This is a genomic window from Actinopolyspora mortivallis DSM 44261, assembly GCF_000384035.1.
GTDB lineage: Bacteria > Actinomycetota > Actinomycetes > Mycobacteriales > Pseudonocardiaceae > Actinopolyspora > Actinopolyspora mortivallis.
Genome location: NZ_KB913024.1, coordinates 3,129,641 through 3,147,170 on the forward strand (window position 1 = coordinate 3,129,641; position 17,530 = coordinate 3,147,170).

Annotated in this window: 15 protein-coding genes; 4 read left to right on the forward strand and 11 right to left on the reverse strand. The window is 69.0% G+C overall.

Translation table 11 applies throughout. The features are described 5' to 3' along the window. Positions 1-70 precede the first annotated feature (70 nt). From ACTMO_RS0114745 to mbhE, 8 genes are all read right to left on the reverse strand, one after another. On the reverse strand, positions 71-1,732 hold the full coding sequence (locus ACTMO_RS0114745; RefSeq protein WP_019855458.1) for a BCCT family transporter: 1,662 nt from the start codon (positions 1,730-1,732) through the stop codon (positions 71-73). A gap of 209 nt (positions 1,733-1,941) precedes the next feature. Continuing rightward, complete coding sequence (mnhG, locus tag ACTMO_RS0114750; RefSeq protein ID WP_019855459.1) at positions 1,942-2,292, reverse strand: monovalent cation/H(+) antiporter subunit G; 351 nt, start codon at positions 2,290-2,292, stop codon at positions 1,942-1,944. Further along, the gene (locus ACTMO_RS0114755) at positions 2,289-2,555 is read right to left on the reverse strand and encodes an MrpF/PhaF family protein (RefSeq protein WP_019855460.1); all 267 of its coding nucleotides are present in this window, start codon (positions 2,553-2,555) and stop codon (positions 2,289-2,291) included. The genes mnhG and ACTMO_RS0114755 overlap by 4 nt, the downstream gene beginning before the upstream one ends. Continuing rightward, positions 2,555-3,169: a Na+/H+ antiporter subunit E gene (locus ACTMO_RS0114760; RefSeq protein ID WP_019855461.1), complete on the reverse strand. Its 615-nt coding sequence runs from the start codon at positions 3,167-3,169 to the stop codon at positions 2,555-2,557. The genes ACTMO_RS0114755 and ACTMO_RS0114760 overlap by 1 nt, the downstream gene beginning before the upstream one ends. After that, positions 3,162-4,697 carry a Na+/H+ antiporter subunit D gene (locus ACTMO_RS0114765; protein ID WP_019855462.1) on the reverse strand — a complete coding sequence of 512 codons (1,536 nt, stop codon included), beginning with the start codon at positions 4,695-4,697 and terminating at the stop codon, positions 3,162-3,164. Before ACTMO_RS0114765 ends, ACTMO_RS0114760 begins: the two co-directional genes overlap by 8 nt. After that, positions 4,694-5,119, reverse strand: a complete 426-nt coding sequence (locus ACTMO_RS0114770; RefSeq protein WP_019855463.1) for a Na(+)/H(+) antiporter subunit C — start codon at positions 5,117-5,119, stop codon at positions 4,694-4,696. The genes ACTMO_RS0114765 and ACTMO_RS0114770 overlap by 4 nt, the downstream gene beginning before the upstream one ends. After that, positions 5,116-5,679 carry an MnhB domain-containing protein gene (locus ACTMO_RS0114775; protein WP_019855464.1) on the reverse strand — a complete coding sequence of 188 codons (564 nt, stop codon included), beginning with the start codon at positions 5,677-5,679 and terminating at the stop codon, positions 5,116-5,118. The genes ACTMO_RS0114770 and ACTMO_RS0114775 overlap by 4 nt, the downstream gene beginning before the upstream one ends. Continuing rightward, positions 5,676-8,051, reverse strand: a complete 2,376-nt coding sequence (mbhE, locus tag ACTMO_RS0114780; RefSeq protein ID WP_019855465.1) for a hydrogen gas-evolving membrane-bound hydrogenase subunit E — start codon at positions 8,049-8,051, stop codon at positions 5,676-5,678. Before mbhE ends, ACTMO_RS0114775 begins: the two co-directional genes overlap by 4 nt. Positions 8,052-8,500: 449 nt before the next feature. Here mbhE and ACTMO_RS0114785 point away from each other — a divergent pair, with 449 nt between their 5' ends. The 4 genes from ACTMO_RS0114785 (at position 8,501) to ACTMO_RS0114800 (ending at position 13,408) form a co-directional block, all read left to right on the forward strand. Next, positions 8,501-10,288 (forward strand): serine/threonine-protein kinase, encoded by a 1,788-nt coding sequence (locus tag ACTMO_RS0114785; RefSeq protein WP_245556194.1) that lies wholly within the window; start codon positions 8,501-8,503, stop codon positions 10,286-10,288. A 100-nt stretch (positions 10,289-10,388) separates the two neighbouring features. Then, positions 10,389-11,165 carry a purine-nucleoside phosphorylase gene (locus ACTMO_RS0114790; protein WP_019855467.1) on the forward strand — a complete coding sequence of 259 codons (777 nt, stop codon included), beginning with the start codon at positions 10,389-10,391 and terminating at the stop codon, positions 11,163-11,165. Positions 11,166-11,205: 40 nt separating this feature from the next. Next, complete coding sequence (locus ACTMO_RS0114795; RefSeq protein ID WP_019855468.1) at positions 11,206-12,879, forward strand: phospho-sugar mutase; 1,674 nt, start codon at positions 11,206-11,208, stop codon at positions 12,877-12,879. 73 nt (positions 12,880-12,952) lie between these two features. Then, a complete protein-coding gene (locus ACTMO_RS0114800; RefSeq protein ID WP_019855469.1) occupies positions 12,953-13,408 on the forward strand; it encodes a flavodoxin family protein in 456 nt (151 codons plus the stop codon). A 36-nt stretch (positions 13,409-13,444) separates the two neighbouring features. On the opposite strand, the gene ACTMO_RS0114805 is transcribed toward ACTMO_RS0114800, so the two are convergent. Genes ACTMO_RS0114805 through ACTMO_RS0114815 form a run of 3 tightly spaced genes read right to left on the reverse strand, consistent with a single transcriptional unit; the run spans position 13,445 to position 17,177 of the window. After that, on the reverse strand, positions 13,445-14,674 hold the full coding sequence (locus tag ACTMO_RS0114805) for an MFS transporter (RefSeq protein ID WP_084792149.1): 1,230 nt from the start codon (positions 14,672-14,674) through the stop codon (positions 13,445-13,447). A gap of 39 nt (positions 14,675-14,713) precedes the next feature. Then, complete coding sequence (locus tag ACTMO_RS21180; RefSeq protein WP_019855471.1) at positions 14,714-15,316, reverse strand: DUF5825 family protein; 603 nt, start codon at positions 15,314-15,316, stop codon at positions 14,714-14,716. A gap of 25 nt (positions 15,317-15,341) precedes the next feature. Continuing rightward, positions 15,342-17,177: a RiPP maturation radical SAM C-methyltransferase gene (locus ACTMO_RS0114815; protein WP_019855472.1), complete on the reverse strand. Its 1,836-nt coding sequence runs from the start codon at positions 17,175-17,177 to the stop codon at positions 15,342-15,344. Positions 17,178-17,530: the final 353 nt, after the last annotated feature.

The window sequence follows — 17,530 nt, forward strand, 5'->3', positions numbered from 1 at the left end:
TCGACGGGTGTGGACGGTCACGGCAACCGTCCACCGGGGAGTCACGAAGGACTCCTCCGCTCGGAGGCGGTCACTCCCGCACGGTCTCCTCGGCCCCCTCGGAGTCACCGCCGCGTGCTCCGGTTCCGGCCACGGCCCGCGCGGAACTCGTGCGCAGCCCCGGAAGCGGACTGGGCTCACGCTGGGTCACCAGGTTGGGTCTTTCCTGGTTGAGCGCCTTGACGAGGCTCACACACAGCAGCAGCAGCACGATGCAGAACGGCAATCCGGTGACGATGGAGGCGGTCTGCAACGCGCTCAGCGCGTTCGTGCCGGACAGGGCACCGACGGCGAGCAGCACGCAGGCGATCACACCCTCGGAGATCGCCCAGAACAACCGCTGCTGCCACTTCGGGTTGGGGTCACCGCCGTTGGTGAGGATGTCGACCACCAACGAACCGGAGTCCGAGGAGGTGGCGAAGAACAGCACCACCACGATGATGGCCAACACCGAGGCCAGTGTGGCCACGATCGAGGCCACCGGAAGCTGTTCCAGCAGCCGGAACATCGCCGTGTTCGAACTCGCCTCGGCGAGCTCCCCGCTGGTGGGATCAGCGCTGCCCAGCAGGTGGCTCAGCGCGGTGTTGCCGAAGACGCTCAGCCACACGAAGGAGGCACCCACCGGCGCGAACAGCGCACCGGCGATGAAGTTGCGGATGGTGCGCCCGTAGGAGATGCGGGCGATGAACATGCCCACGAAGGGCGACCAGGCGATCCACCAGCCCCAGTAGAACAACGTCCAGCCGGCCTGCCACTCCTGGGCGGTGCCGTTGCCGTTGTTCGGGAAGGTCTGGAAGCTCATCTCCGGCAGGTGCTGGAGGTAGTAGCCCACGTTGCTGGCGATCATGTTCAACAGGTTCAGGGAGTTCCCGAAGAAGAACACGAACAGCATCAGGATGAACGCCAGCCACAGGTTGATCAGTGACAGGTTCCGGATGCCCTTGTCGATGCCCAGCATCACCGAGACCACGGCGATCGCCGTGATCGCCAGGATCAGGATGACCTGCAACATGGTGGTGTTCTCCACACCGAACACCGCGTTCAGCCCGGCACCGACCTGGCTTCCACCCAGCCCCAGCGAGGTGGCCAGACCGAACAGCGTGCCGAACACCGCCAGCACGTCCACGATGTAACCCGGCCAGCGGTGAACCCACTCACCGATCAACGGGTAGAAGGCCGCGGAGGGACGCAGCGGCAGTCCCTTGCGGAAGGCGAAGTAGCCCAGCGCCAGCCCGAGGACGATGTAGATGGCCCACGGGTGCAGCCCCCAGTGGTAGAACGTGAAGTTCATCGCGCGCTGGGCGGACTCCGGCGTACCGGGTTCCCCGACCGGCGGACCGGTGAAGTGCGTGATCGGTTCGCTCACCGCGTAGAACACCAGCCCGATACCCATACCGGCGGTGAACAGCATCGCGAACCAGGCGAGGTTGCTGTATTCCGGCCGTGACTCAGGCGGGCCGAGGCGGATCGTTCCGAAGCGGCTGAACATGATCGCCAGCACGAAGACCACGAAGAAGGTGGCCGAGAGGATGTAGAGCCACCCGAAGTTCGTCGTGATGAAGCTGTTGACGTTGCCGGCGACCTCGTCGAGATTGTCCGGAGCGAGCACGCCCCAGAGCACGAAAGCCACCACCACGACCGCCGAGGTCAGGAAGACCGGCGGATTCGTGTGCTCTTTCAGGTACTGTTTCATTACCGTACGTCACCTTTCCAGCGCACAGTGTCGACGCAATTGCCGACTGCGCCGCAAGCAACCAAAGATCGCAACGGACGCGTTCGGCCACGAACGTGGCTACCCCAGTGCGAACCGCATGTCACAGCGAACCACGGTAAACACTCTTCCTTCGAATGTGAAACACCGCAGCCAAATGATACGCAGTTGAAACACGGAAATGTCGTCGCTCACAAACCGCGCCGACGTTCCCGCTCGATCCGGTGCGCGAGGTGATCAACGTCCAGTGTTTCCTCCCGAACACTACCCGCCCGATAGGCGGCACGTCCCACCAGTTGCGCCAAAACCGGCGCCGTCAGCGCCTGAAACAATCCCACAAGAATGAGCCCGGAAGCGTCACGCGCTTCCAACCGCACCGCACTGCCGATCAGTATCAGGATCAATCCGAGAGTTTGCGGTTTCGTAGCCGCCTGTAGTCGCGCGGCCACGTCGGGAAAAGTGAGCAATCCTATAGCACCGAACAGGCAGGACGCCGCACCCGTTATCAAACATATCCCCGAGAACAGGTCCACCCAACTCATCGGTGCGACTCCTTCTTCTCCACCAGACGGGCCGCGCTGACCGAGCCGATGAACGCCAGCAGCGCGAAAGCCGCCGCCAGCGCGATATTCGAACCGTCCCGGTTCATCCCCATCCCGACGCAGGTGGCGGCGACGATCAGGGTGACGAACACGTCCAGGGCCACGATGCGGTCCAGACTGGTGGCTCCCCACAGCAGTCGGACCAGAGTCAACAGCGCCGCGAGGCACAGCAGCCCGAAGACCACCGCGAACACCACACCCATCAGTCCACCTCCACACCACGGTGGGTGCGCTCCACCAGACGCAGCTGCTCGGCGGTACCGACCGCGCGAACCACGCTGCGTTCCCAGGCGAGCACCTCACGACGCACCCGTTCGGAAGCGTCCCGACCACAGCCGAGCGCGTAGACGTAACAGATCCTGTTCGCCCGGTCCAACTGCAACACGAAGTTCCCCGGGGCCAACGACACCGCGTTCGCCACCATCGCCATCAGGTGGTCGGAGTCGGTGACCAGTCTCACCTCCACGATGGCCGCGCGCGCCCGGGGCCCCTGAGCCACCGCGTGCCAGGACACCCGGGCGGTGGAAACGACCAGGTCCCACGCCAGCCGCATCACCAGACGCACGATCCCCCAGGGACGCAACCTGATGTCGGTGACTATCGGCGGAGCGGGGAAGAATCCCGTCACGAGCACTCCCACCAGCACCCCGAAGAGCGTCGTCCCGAGATCGTAGGTACCCCACAGCAGCAGCCACACCAGCACCAACCACGCCAGCAGCGGAATTCTGCGCACCAACCGCCGCAGGGGGTGTCCTGCGCTGACGACGTGTTCCCCGCCCGGGCGGGAGTTCCGGGGCGGGATCGCGTGTTCAGCCACCGGAGCCACCTCCCAGCACCGCGCTGCGGTAGGCCTGCCCGCTGAGCAGGTCGATCGCGGCGCGCTCGCTCACGGCGGAGAGAGGACCCGCCAGCACGGCGACCAGCACGGTGGCCCCCACCAGCACCCCGGTGGCATAGACCATCCCCTGGGAAGTGTCGCCCGTTCCGACGACGAGCTCGTCGGAGTGGTCGGGATCGCCCTCCGGTTCCCGTCGCTTCCCCCAGAACACCCTGGTCCACACCCGCGCCACCGCATAGAGCGTGAGCAGACTGGTCAGCACCGCCCCCGCGGTGACCGCATAGCCCCAGGAGGTGCCGAGCTCGATCCCGGAACGCAGCAGCGCCAGTTTCGCGACGAATCCCGAGAAGGGGGGAACACCGGCGAGGCTGAGCGCGGGCACGGCGAACAGCACCGCCACCAACGGGGAGATCCCGGCCAGACCTCCCATCCTGCTCAGCGCCACCGTGCCGGTATAGCGCGTGACCAGACCGCTGACCAAAAACAGCGTCGCCTGCACCGTGATGTGGTGCACGATGTAGAGGATCACCCCGGTCAGGCCGGCCACGTCGTAGACCCCGAGGCCGAACAGCATGAACCCGATGTGGCTGACCAGCAGGAAGGACAGCAGCCGGTTGAGGTCGTTCTGCGCCAGCGCCCCCAACGCGCCGACGAGCATCGTGGCCAGCGCGAACATCAGCATCAGCGGCCAGCTCGGTTCCCGTTCGAAAACCAGGATCTGGGTACGGATCATCGCGTAGATACCGACCTTGGTCAGCAGCGCGGCGAAGATCGCGGTGATCGGGGCCGGGGCGTTGGGATAGCTGTCCGGAAGCCAGAAGTGCAGCGGCACCATGGCCGACTTGACCCCGAACACGATGACCATCAACAGCGCGAGCGCGGTCGCCGGTCCCGGAGGGAGCTGGTCCGTCCGCTCCGCGAGATCGGCGAGGTTCACCGTGCCCGTGGCGGCGTAGACCAGCCCGATCAGCGTCAGGAAGAGCACCGAGGAGGACAGGCTGACTATCGTGTAGGTCATCCCGGCCCGGACCCGGTTGGCCGTGGTTCTCCTGGTGATCAGCACATAGGAGGAGGCCAGCATGATCTCGAAGGCCACGAAGAGGTTGAACAGGTCCCCCGTGAGATAGGCCAGGGACACTCCCGCGCACAGCACCAGGTAGATCGGGTGGAAGGTGGTGCTCGCCGTTCCGCGCCCGTAGTCGGTGATGCGCTGCCCGATCGAGTAGAGCAGCACGGAGAACATCACGATCACACTGACCAGCAACAGCAGGGCGGCCAGTCGGTCGGCCACCAGGGCGATGCCCACCGGCGCGCGCCAGCCGCCCAGGTGCAGCACCACCGGACCGTGCACGTCGGCGACGTGGAGCAGCACCGCCGCGTCCACCACGATCACACCGAGCACCAGCAGGCCCAGCCAACGCTGGATGTCGGCGAAACGTCCGAACGCCATCGACAGCCCCGCCGCGCCCAGCGGGAGCAACACCGGAACCGCGACCAGGACACTCACCGGGTGGCCTCCGACTCCAACTCCCGTTCGGCCTCCTCGACGCCCTCCTCGGCCAACCTGCTCTCCAGTCTCCTGATCCGGCGGTCCTCCACGTCGTCCTGCACCTCGTCATGCCCGAGCAACACCCACCCCCGGTAGGCCAGCGCGAGCAGGAAGGTGGTCAACGCGAAGGTGATGACGATGGCCGTCAACGCCATCGCCTGGGGGAAGGGATCGGACATCTCCGACAGCGGGCTCTCCCCCAGCATCGGCGGGCGACCCGCCCGCGCTCCCCCGGCGAGCTGCAACAGCAGGTTGGCACCGTGGCCGAGCACCACGATCCCCAGCAGCACACGCATCAGGGAGCGCTGCAACAGCAGGTAGAAACCGGCCGCGTACAACCCTCCGAGCACGACGGCCATCGTCAGGTTCACGGTGGTCATCGGCGTCTCCCTTCTCCGGCGGCCATGTCCGCCTCGATTCCGGAGCCCAACGTCCGCAGCAGCTCCAGCACCACGCCGACGAGCAGCAGATACACCCCCACGTCCAACAGCAGACTGCTGACCAGCTTGACCTTGCCCAGCACCGGGACCGTGAGCGTGACCGCACCGCTGCCCAGCACCGCCGCCCCGAACAGCACGGGCACGAAACCGGTGAGCACCGCGATGGTCAGCCCCACCCCGATCAGCACGGGAGGCCGTATGGAAAAGGGGGAGCTGTCGTCCACACGCCCGCCCGCGAGATAGCGGAGCACGAAGGCCTGCCCGGCCACCAGGCCACCGCTGAACCCTCCGCCCGCCCGGTAGTGCCCCGCGAAGAGCAGGTAGATCGAGAAGACGAACACGGTGGGAAACGCCACCCGCACCAGCAGTTCGAGCAGGATGGTCCGTTCCCTGGTGTCGCGGCTGTAGCCGGGCAACAGCCATCGCTCGGCCGGGGCGTCCGAGCGGAACCACGGTTCCGTGGACGCCGGATCCCACGAACCGGGTCGGTGTTCGGTCATTCGGCCACCTCCGGGTCACTTCCGCCGGTCACGCTTCCGGCTGAGGCGGCCGGGGTGCTCGTCCGGTCCGCCGGGCGTCTCCGGCGACGACGTGCGCTCCGCGCGGTGAGCACCAGACTGGCCACTCCGGTGGCCGCCACGGCGAGCACGGAGATCTCCCCGACCGTGTCGAAGGCCCGGAAGTCCACGATGATCGCGTTGACCACGTTGGTCGCCGAGGCCTCCTCCTCCGCGCGTCGCAGGTACTCCTGACTGACCACCGACGGGGTGTCCCTGGCCGAGCTGAACACCAGCGCGGAGAAGGCCACGAAAACACCCCCGGCCACGGAGAGCAGCACCTTCGGCAGCTGCACCCCCGGGGAGGACGCGGTCTCGGTGAACCTGGCGGGCAGTCGGCGCAGCACCAGCACGAAGGCCACCAGGGTCAGCGTCTCGACGAGGAACTGGGCCAGCGCCAGGTCGGGGCCTCCCCCGACCACGAACATGCCGCCGATGCCGTAACCGATCACCCCCACGAGCAGCACCGCGGTCATCCTGCGCGTGGCGCGTACCACCCCGGCCGCCGCGATCAGGATCACCAGGGCCAGCGGAACCTGGAGCACCTTGTCCCAGCCCCGGAGCTGTTCGACCGGGGTGTCCCGGAACGCCATCACCATCCCGGGAACCAGCAGCACCGTGAGCAGGATGATCGCGAGGTAGGTGGGCAGGGACCCCACCTGCACCCGTCCGGTCACCCCGACCGCCAGCCGTTCCAGTCCCCCCATGACCCGCTCGTAACCGCGCTGGGCGTCCGGCAGGCGCGCGGGCAGCAGCTCGCGGAGTCCGAGCACCCTGTCGTTGAGCAGGAACAGCGTCAGTCCTCCGAGCAGGGTGAGCACGGAGAACCACAGCGGCGGGGTGAACCCGTGCCAGAGGGCGAGGTGGTACTCGGCGGGGTGGCCGAAGGTCTGCTCCGCGTAGCCGGCGGCCAGCACGTCGATCACCGGGTAGGCGATTCCCAGGACGAGCCCCCCGCAGGCGGTCACCGCGGCGGGCAGCCACAGCCCGACCGGCGCCGCGGAAGCCGTGCTGGTGGGAACTCCCGGTTTGCCGGCGAAGCCTCCCCAGAGCAGCCGGGCGCTGTAGGCCACGGTCAGCACCGAGCCGAGGACCAGTCCGATCCCGACGAGGAATCCTCCCTCCCCACCGAGGAAGGTCTCGAAGGCGGCCTCCTTGGCCACGAAGCCCACGGTCGGGGGCAGGCCGGCCATGGACAGGGCCGCGAGCACGGCCACGGTCGTCACCAGGGGGAGTCTGCCGGCCACCCCGGACAGTTCCCGCAGGTCCCGGGAACCCGTCTGGTGGTCCACAGTGCCCACCACGAGGAACAGCGTGGCCTTGAACAGGCCGTGGGCCAGCAGCATCGCGGCGACGGACAGCGCGCCCAGCGGGGTCGCCGCACCGGCCAGCACGGTCAGGAAGCCGAGCTGGCTGACCGTTCCGTAGGCCAGCAGCAGCTTCAGGTCGTACTCGCGCAGGGCCCGCCAACCACCCACGAGCATCGTGGCGATCCCGAACACGGCCGTGGTGGCGGGCAGGAACCCCACCTCGCCCAGCACCGGTGCCAGCCTCGCCAGCAGGAAGACCCCCGCCTTGACCATGGAGGCGGCGTGCAGGTAGGTGCTGATCGGCGTGGGCGCCACCATCGCCGCGGGCAGCCAGTTGTGGAAGGGCAGCTGCGCGGACTTGGTGAACACTCCCACCAGGATCAGGCCGGTGGCCACCGCCGCCGGTGCGCCGGTGGGTGGTTGCTGGGCCAGTTCGGACACCCGGTAGGTGCCTCCGGCCTCGCCCAGCACGATGAAACCGAGCAGCATCACCAACCCGCCCAGGGCGGTGACCAGCAGGGCCTGCAGGGAGGCCCTGCGGGAGCTTCTGCTCACACCGGACTGTCCGACCAGCAGGAACGAGCAGATTGTGGTCAGTTCCCAGAACACGTAGATCGCGAGCAGGTCGTCCGACCACACCAGCCCGAGCATCACGCCCGCGAAGGCCAACAGCAGCGGAGCCGACCGTGCGGCGTCGCCACCACCCGGTTCGAAGTAGCGGCCCGAGTACAGCAGCACCAGAGCCCCGACTCCCGAGACGAGCAGCGTCATCGTCAGGGCCAGCGCGTCCAGGCGGAAGGCGAACTCCAGGGACAACGGGGCCGACCAGACGACCGACTCCTCCGGAGGACGGCCCGCCAACGCCGGGGCGGTGTGGGCGAGCGCCCAGCACAGCGCCGCCGTGGGGAGAAGCGCGGCCACCGCGAACGCGACACGGGTGTGCCGACGGCTCGCCGCGGGCAGCACCAGCGCCGCGAACAGGTGTGCGGCCACCAGTACGAGCACGAACACCTCCCCCGTGCGGCTCCTTGCGGTACGGACATCCGGGATTGTTCGTCACCCGGGACGGACTCACCACGACGAGCCCCGTTCCGGCGTGTCGCGCTCCCGCTGCCCACCTTCCGGTTTCCGGGCGGGCGGACCCGCCGGTGGGAAGGAGTTCGACCGTCCGGAACGCACCGGAATATCCCGATCGGTGTCCAACCTATCCGCCACGGGAGGCCCCCACCCGCCGATCCCGCGTGTCGGAACACCGGGGCTGTCCCGGCGCGGGAGCCGTTGTGCCAGCACACGGTCGTCGCGCAGCGGGGTTCGCCGGAAAGGGACGAACGGGGCGGGTAAGAAAGTTCACCCCTGTTAACACCCCTATCCCGCCGGAGCCGGACGACGGCGTCGCCGGTGAGGCCACTGCCCATGTGCGACGGGACGTCTGCCGGTTGATGGACAATACGGGTGTGCCAGACGTTGAGCCCGAACCCGACGAGCCCGTGGCAGGCCGTCTGATCGGCGGCCGCTACCGGTTGCACACCAGGATCGGTGGCGGTGCCATGGGCTCCGTATGGTCCGGTACGGACGAGCTGCTGCGTAGGCCTGTCGCCGTCAAGGCGGTGCGCCTCCCCAAGGGGATTCCCGACGAGGAGGCCGACGAGATACGGGAACGCACCCTGCGGGAGGCCCGGGCGATAGCCGTGGTCACCCATCCGAACGTGGTCACGCTCTACGACGTCGCCCGCGAAGGCGAGGAACCCTTCGTCGTCATGGAGCTGGTCCCCTCGCGGAGTCTGGCCGACATCGTCCGCGAAGAAGGGCCTCTCGACGACCGGCAGCTGGCCGTGGTGGCCGACGCGGTGGCCGCGGCTCTGGACACCGCGCACCGCTCCGGGGTGGTCCATCGGGACGTGAAACCGGGCAACGTGTTGTTGTCCTCCCACGGACTCGTCAAGCTCAGCGACTTCGGCATCTCCCGCAACATCGCCGAACCGACCCTCACCAGAACCGGGATCATGCTGGGCACCCCGGCGTTCATCGCCCCCGAGGTGGCCGCGGGGGAGCAGGTCACCTCGGCCGCCGACCTGTGGGGACTGGGAGCGACCCTGTTCGCGGCCGCTGAGGGAAGACCTCCCTACGACAGTGACGACAACCCGGTGGAGACCATCACCGCGGTGGTGCACGGTCCCGTGCCCGCCCCCACGAGAGGCGGACCGGTGGCCGAGGTCGTCTCCGGACTGATGGTCAAGGACCCCCAGCGCAGGATGTCGCTGCGGGAGGTGCGCAGACACGTGCAGCCCCTGCTGCCCGAGCCGGGGGCGGAACCGTTCGCGCACCTGCTCCCGGACGAACCGGCCACCGAACGCACCCCGGTGGTCGAACTCTCGGAGCCCGGGGCCCCGACCGCTGACGAGAGCTCGGCGGATTCCGGCTCCACGGAGGCGGAACCGGCGGGCAGTCGGGACTCCGCCGCCGAACACGCCTCCGGAGGGGCCGAAGGTTCCGGAGCCTCGGAGGGGGAGCAGGAGCCCGCACCACTGGCGGCGGACCCGGGGCCGCTGCCGTTCACCCCCTCCCCCGCCCCTCGACGGAGACGTTCCCGGCTGGGGATCGCGCTGCTCGCCGTCGGGGCGCTGGTGGTGTTCCTCGGCTCGGCGGGTGGGGCCTTCCTGACAACCAGGATCCTCACCGACCGTCCGCCGCTGCCGGAGAACACCCCGGAGCGAAATTCCACGAGCCCGGAGTCGGTGTCGTTGCGGCTACTCAAGGGGCGACTCACGCACCGGGGAGACGGGGGTGGGGGAAGCTACCGGGTGCCCGTGCCCGTCGAATGGCCGTCCTTCCGGGACTACAGCCAGGGACCGCCCACCAGAAGCATGACCGAACGCCACGTCTCCCCGGACGGCAGGCAGGAGGTCGCCGTCCAACGCTTCGGCGACTACTACCCACGGGGCTACACCCAGAAAGAGTACCTGGACGCCCTGCGGAAGAAGTACGACACGCCCTACGGGGAACTGCGTGTGCTCTCCCACGAGTCGAACCACTCACCACAGAGGGGACTCCGATGGAGACTGGTGTACCGCACCACCTCGTACGGGGTGCGCGATCCGGAGTCGGATCCGCTCCGGCGCTTCACCGTGGCGAACCTGATCATCCATGAGGGCGACCTGTGGATCGTCCGAGTGACGGCACCACGGCGGGACCAGGCTCGAACGCTCCAGGAACGGATCGTATCGGGTTTCCGGGCGCTGTGAACCCGACGGTCGGGTGAGCCGCGGGCCCCACGCCGGATCGTTCGTTAGGCTGCCCACCGTGACTTCTTCCACAGCATCGGAGACCCCCGACCCGACGGCGGTGGCCGGCAGCGCGGCGGGCGTGCTCGCGGAGCTCACCGGCGTCGCTCGACACGACCTGGCGGTGGTGCTCGGATCCGGGTGGCAGCCCGCCGCCGAGGAGCTCGGCGCAGCCGAGACCGAACTGGACATGTCCGAACTGCCCGGTTTCGAAGCCCCCGGGGCCGTCGGACACACCGGCAGGGTGCGCTCCGTGCCGATCGCCGACAAGCGTGTGCTGGTGTTGCTCGGCAGAACCCACCTCTACGAGGGGCGCGGGGTGGACAAGGTGGTCCACGGTGTACGCACGGCCGCGGCCGCGGGCTGCCGGACCGTGGTGCTCACGAACGCCGCGGGAGGGCTGCGCCCGGACATGAGCGTGGGCCAGCCGGTGCTGGTCCGCGACCACCTGAACATGACCGGCCGGTCTCCGCTGGTGGGGGCGCGTTTCGTCGATCTCACCGACCTGTACGCACAACGGCTGCGTGCGATCGCCCGCGAGATCGACCCTTCCCTCGCCGAGGGGGTCTACGCCTGTATGCCCGGCCCGCACTTCGAGACCCCGGCCGAGATCGGGATGCTGCGCACCCTCGGGGCCGACCTGGTCGGCATGTCCACCGTGCAGGAGGCGATAGCCGCACGCGCGGCCGGAGCCGAGGTGTTCGGTCTCTCCCTGGTCACCAACCTCGCCGCCGGTATGACCGGGGAGCCGTTGAACCACCAGGAGGTCCTGGAGGCCGGACGGGCCTCCGCCTCCCGGATGGGAGGACTGCTGCGTTCCCTCGCGGAACGGGCCTGATTCCGGCCGTGCCGCCTGTCGGACGAAGGGCGATCTCCCCATGACGATGGAAGCCGAGCTGCGCGAGAACACGCTGCGCTGGGCCGACGAGGACGTCGACGAACAGGACCGTGCGGAGCTGCGGGAACTGCTGGAGACGGCCGAGTCCGAGGACGAACGGGCCCTCACCGAACTCCGTGCCCGTATGGCCGGACCTGCGGGCTTCGGCACGGCCGGAATACGGGCACCGGTGCGTGCCGGTCCGAACGGGATGAATCGTGCCGTGGTGGTACGCGCCACGGCCGGACTGGCCGCCTGGCTGGCCGAGCGCGCGGGCCCGGGCACCGTGGTGGTCGGCCACGACGCCCGCCACGGGTCCCCGAGGTTCGCCGAGGACACGGCCGAGGTGTTCGCCGCGGCGGGTTTCCGGGTGCTGATGCTGCCCGAGGCGCTTCCCACCCCCGTGCTGGCCTTCGCCACCCGTTCCCAGGGGGCGGTGGCCGGGGTGCAGATCACCGCCTCACACAACCCTCCCACGGACAACGGCTACAAGGTCTACCTCGCCGGTGGGGTTCCCCTGGTCTCCCCGTTCGACGAGGAGATCGAGCAGCGGATCGCCACGGTCGGTCCGGCACGTGAGGTCGAGCGCTCCTCCGGCTGGAGCTACTACGACCGGGCGCTCAACGACTACCTGGCCCGGGTGGAGACGCTGCCGCGGGGAGACGTCCGCGAGCTGCGGGTGGCCGCGACCGCCCTGCACGGTGTGGGGGCGGAACCACTGCGGTACGCGCTGCACCTGGCGGGTTTCACCGACGTGCACCTCGTCGCCGAACAGCGCGAGCCCGACCCCGAGTTTCCGACCGTGCGGTTCCCGAACCCGGAGGAACCGGGAACCACCGACGCCGTGCTGGAGCTGGCCAGCCGGATCGAGGCCGACCTGGCGGTAGCGCTCGACCCGGACGCCGACCGGTGTGCCCTCGGGGTGCGGGAGCCGAACGGGCGGTGGCGGATGCTGAGCGGGGACGAGACCGGCGTGCTGCTGGGTGAGCACGTGCTCGCCGGGCTGGGGCCGGAAAAGCGCGACCCGCTGGTGGCCACCACCATCGTCTCCTCGACGATGCTCGCGGCGATCGCCGCCGAGCACGGTGTCCGGTACGACGAGACGCTGACCGGGTTCAAGTGGCTGATGCGCGCGGGTGACGGAGCGGCCACCGGACTGGTCTACGCCTACGAGGAGGCCCTGGGGCACTGTGTGGACCCGGAGTGGGTGCGGGACAAGGACGGCCTGTCCACGGCGGTGCTGGCGTGCGACCTGGCTGCCACCCTCGGGTCACGTGGACTGTCCCTGCTGGACCGGCTGGACGAGCTGGAGAGGCGGCACGGGGTGCACGAGACCGCGCAGTTGTCCGTGCGGGTGGGGCGGATCTCCGAAACCGCCGAGGTGATGCGACGACTCCGGGACGACCCGCCCCGGGAACTGGCCGGGACCCCGGTGCACACGCGCGACCTGCTTCCCGAGGCCGACGTGCTGGTGCTGCGAAGTACCGAGGGCTCGGCGGGACTGCGGGTGGTGCTGCGCCCCTCGGGCACCGAGCCGAAACTCAAGTGCTACCTGCAGACGACGGAGCCGGTCGCCTCCCCGGCTTCCGAGACGGAGCTGACCTCCTCCCGGCGACGGGCCAGAGCACGGATGTCCGCGCTCGACCCGGAGGTGCGCGCGCTGGTCGCGGGGTGAGCGGGCCCGCGCCGGTGCCGCGTGGCACGGGTCCCGTTGCACCCCGAGGTCGCCGCCGGGCATCCTCGGGACCGTGTCAACTCTGCTGATCGTCCACCACACTCCCTCGCCGGGGATGCAGGCCATGTTCGAGAAGGTGGTGGAAGGTGCCACCACCGACGAGATCGAGGGTGTCGAGGTGGTGCGCAAACCTGCGCTGGCCGCCACGGCCAACGACGTGCTCACCGCCGACGGCTACCTGCTCGGGACCCCGGCCAACCTCGGGTACATCTCCGGTGCGCTCAAGGACTTCTTCGACCGGGTCTACTACCCGTGTCTGGACGCCACCGGCGGCAGGCCGTTCGGCTGCTACGTGCACGGCAACGAGGGCACCGAGGGCGCGTTCAGGGCGATCCGTTCCATCACCACCGGTCTGGGATGGAAGCAGGCCGCCGAACCGGTGGACGCCACGGGCCAACCCGAGCGGGAGACGCTGGAGGCGTGCTGGGAACTGGGAGCCACCGTGGCGGCCACCCTCATGGAGGAGTAGTTGCGGGCCCCGCCCCGGCGGACCGTTCGGACACGATCAGGGCAGGGACCTGCGTAGCACGGGAGCGCAGAGCGCGGCGACCACGGCGATCAACAACGCCGCCACCACGATCACCGTGGCCGGGGAGGTGACCTCGGCCAGCGGACCGGCCGCCGCCGCCCCCAAGGGCATCAACCCCCAGGCGAAGACCCGGTAGGCGCTGGTGACCCGCCCCATCATCGGCCCCGGAGTCAGCCGCTGGCGGTTGGCCGAGGACAGCACGTTCCACGTTCCGGCCCCGAGTCCCATGACGAAGTAGGCGCCCCACGCGGCGCCGGGCAACCGCACCAGTTCCAGCGCGGCGACTCCCCCGGCCAGCACGAGCAGCGCCCCGGTCATCACCGTCGCCCCGCCGAAACGGGCGGACAGCCCCGCCGTCGTCCGCGAGGCCACCAGCGTGCCGGCCGCGGTGCACACCAGCAGCGTGGGCACCGTCGAGGGGGCGAGCCCGAGGGACTCCAACACGAACAACACCGCGATGGCGTTGACGGCGCTGGTCAGCAGCGCCACCAATCCCACCGTGCCCACCACGGCGCGCAGCCCGGAACTGCTCAGCACGAAAACCGCCCCCTGGCGGATCTCCCCGGCCATCGAACGCCTTTCCGCCGTGCGTACCGGTTCGACCTCGGGTGAGACCCGCAGTATCCACACCGCGGCGAAACCGAAGGCCAGCGCGGTCACCGCGAAACACAGCTCGGGCCGCCAGGCGAACAGCCCCGCCGCCGCCAACGGGCCGGCTATCTCCACCCCGATCGTCTCCGCCCCCACGAAACGTCCGTTGGCCCGTTCCAGTTCCCGCTCACCGGCTGCCGAGACCAGCAGGGACTGCGTCGCCGAGTCGGCGAACGTCTCCGCGCTGCTGAGCAGGAACGCGCAGCCGAGCAGTACGAACGTTCCCGCTTGGCCACTGTGGACGAACCACACCAGCAGCAGGGTCACCACGGCGCGGAAGGAGTGCGCCGCCACCAGCGTGCCGCGACACCGCATCCGGTCGACCAACGCCCCGGCGGGCAGCGCGATCAGCAGCCACGGCACCACCTCGGCCGCGGCCACGGCCGAGACGGACACCGGGTCACGGGTACTGACCGCCGCGTACAACGGCAGGGCGGCGGCACGCACTCCGTCGGCCACCGACGTGGCTGTCCAGGTGGTCAGCAACCGTCGGAACGGTTCCCCACGCACTCCGTGAACAGGTCGCTCCGCGAGATCCTCCGGGGCACCGCTCACCGTTTCACGCCTTCCGCACTACTCACGACGGACGGTGGGTCACACCGCCATCGCCGGTACCGGCCAGCGACGGACCCGCGCGGGGGCCCACCACTCCAGGGAGCCCAGCCGCACGAGGAGCCCACCGGCCGCGAACCGCTCCCGCGCCTCGGAAGCGACCCCGCTCGGGGCGGCTCCGTCCGCCAGCAGGCGCGCCGCACGGACGAGCTCCGGATCACTCACCGTGTAGCATTCCATGGCCGCGCCCCTCCTGTCCCGGATCTGGAGGAAACCCGGTCCCTCCCGCTGGACGCATCGACACGGGAACCAGGACTCGGCCCAGGTGGTGACGTCCACCCGGACCGCCCCCGAGGCCCGCTGCGGCGGAGGAAGATGGGACAGCACCGTCCAGTCGAAACCCGTCTCCTCGACGCGCAGTTCCCACCGGCAGGAGACCCCCCAGGCGCCGAGTTCACGGAGCAGCGTCAGCGGAGCGGGATCGGCTCCCCCGCCGAGACGGACGGGATCCCGGACGACCACACCGCGCACCCCCGCCCCGAACAACTCGGCGGCCTGGGTGACCGGATCGCTGCCCACCACCTCGGTACCGAGCGACCTGACGGCCACCGAGGAACTCGCGGACTCGCGCAGCAGAACCCTCACGTACACCCTCCGGGAAGTCGGCGGATCAGCGAAGCTGAAGCAGTTCCTGGTTGTTGTCCTCGGCGACCACGTGCACGTACTCGCCGGACTCGGTGAACACGAGCCCGGAGGCCGCCCATTCGTCGAGCTTGGTGGTCAACTTCGCGTCCTGCCCGAAACGGCGTCTCAGGTAGTCCGTCGAACGCGGACGGGCGAGGGTGCGGAAGAGCTCCGTCTCGAAGGAGCCCGTGAGCACCAGCTCCGTCTCGGGGAAACCGGGCCGGTCACCGAGGACCACGATCTCCTCGCCCGAGTCCACGTACTTCAGCCAGCTGCGCGAGTGGGCCCGCGACCACTCCCGCACCGCGTGCAGCAGCTCCCGCTCCACCTGTCCGCCGATGCCCGCCGGAGGTGTCTCGAACAGGTAGGCGAGTTCGGCCAGCTCCTCCGGGGGCAGGTCGTAGGTGATGGCGTACTGCTCGTCTGGGGAGCGTTCCGGGAACCCCAGCTCGGGAACGTTGAAGTACGGGCTGAACCTCTCCAGGGCTATGCGGCTCGCGCCGTCCATGGGGGGCAGGTGGGCCAGGGCGGGGAACTGGCTCAACAGCGGAAGGTAGTCCTCCTCCTTCTCGCCGGGGAACCCGTACAGGAAGTTCCACATCACCGTCAGCCCCAACGAGCGGGCGTCGCGCAGCATCCGCACGTTCTGACAGCCGCCCACGCCCTTCTTCATGATGTCCAGCACGCGCGAGCTCAGGTTCTCGATGCCCGGCTGTACCTGTACCACCCCGGCGCGTACGAGTTCCCGCAGCTGCTCGTAACGCATGTTGGACTTGATCTCGCACTGGATCCTGAAGTCGTGTCCCGAGTCGGCGATCCAGGGCAGCAGTGTGCGCAGGTACTCCATGTCCAGGATGTTGTCCACCAGGTACACGTCCAGCATCCGGTGTCGTCCGGCCAGCGTGACCAGTTCCTCGTGGAAACGTTCCGGGCTCTTGCTGCGGAAGGTCATGAACGAACCGTTCAGCCCGCAGAACGTGCAGTGGTGTTTCTCGCCCCACCAGCACCCCCGGGCCCCCTCCAGGACGAGTTTCGGTTCCACCCACGCCGAGGCCGCGCTGCGCTCGAAGCGTTCCGGATATCCGTCGAAGTCGGGGGCCACGATCCGGGAGGGGTCCAGCGGGGTGGCGGTCATGGGGTTGACGACCGGCTGTCCCGAGTCGTCACGCCAGCACAGTCCCGGCACTCCGGACAGTTCCTCCGCCTGGTCCATCCGTTCGAGCAGGCCGGGGAAGGCGACCTCCCCCTCCCCACGAACCACGTAGTCGACACACCGGAAGTTGCGGTGCCAGGCGGCGCCCTGCGCTCCGTCGCAGTTCGCCCCGCCCAGCACGACCCGCACGTCGGGGCGCAGTCTGCGCAGTTCCGCCGCCAGGGCCAGCGAGGCGGTGTTCTGCTGGAACGTGGTGGTGAACCCGACGATCCGACCACACGTGCGGGCCAGCTCGGCGGCGTACTCCCCGATCCACTCGGCCGCGCCGGGTTGGAGACGTTCGCACAGATCCAGCCGTTCCGCGGGCAGTTCCGGGGAGCGACGTCGCCGGAACTCGGCCACGCGCCAGCTCGTGTGCCCGTACAGCGCGGCGGAGAAGACCCAGTCCCCACAGCCCTGGAAGTAGGACTCCAGGGAGAAGAAGTCGTAGTCGTGTACCCCCAGCCCCATGCGCTCGTGCAGCCAGTCGAAGAAGTCCAGGTTCGCGTTCAGCACCCGCACGGAGTACGGACCGTCCGGGGTGGACTCCACAGCGGACTTGAGGATCCCGCAGGCCAGCGAAGGATACTCCAGGGAGGCCCACGGCATGTTGACCAGCGTGATTTCCACCGTCGTCTCCCGGTTCGAAGAGGTGGGCGGATGGGGCGGGCTCCCGCCCCATCCGCGCGGACTCATGCCAGCGAGATCCGCACGCCGACGGGTCCGTTCCCTCCGGAACCGTCCGGATTGTTGTGCACGGTCTTCGTCTCCACGGAAATCCACCTCCCTCCGGGACACGCGTACGGGGAAACGGTGAGAACCGAAAAACCCCCGAGTCGAAACGATTCGACCGAAACGATCCTGCTCGTTCCCTGCCGGAACGAGGTTCAGCACCGGACACTAACCAAGGAAACCGGGATTCGTTCTGATCCGTTAGCAGGAAATTTCCGGGCACACCGTTGCCCCGTTCGTGCCATCTCCGC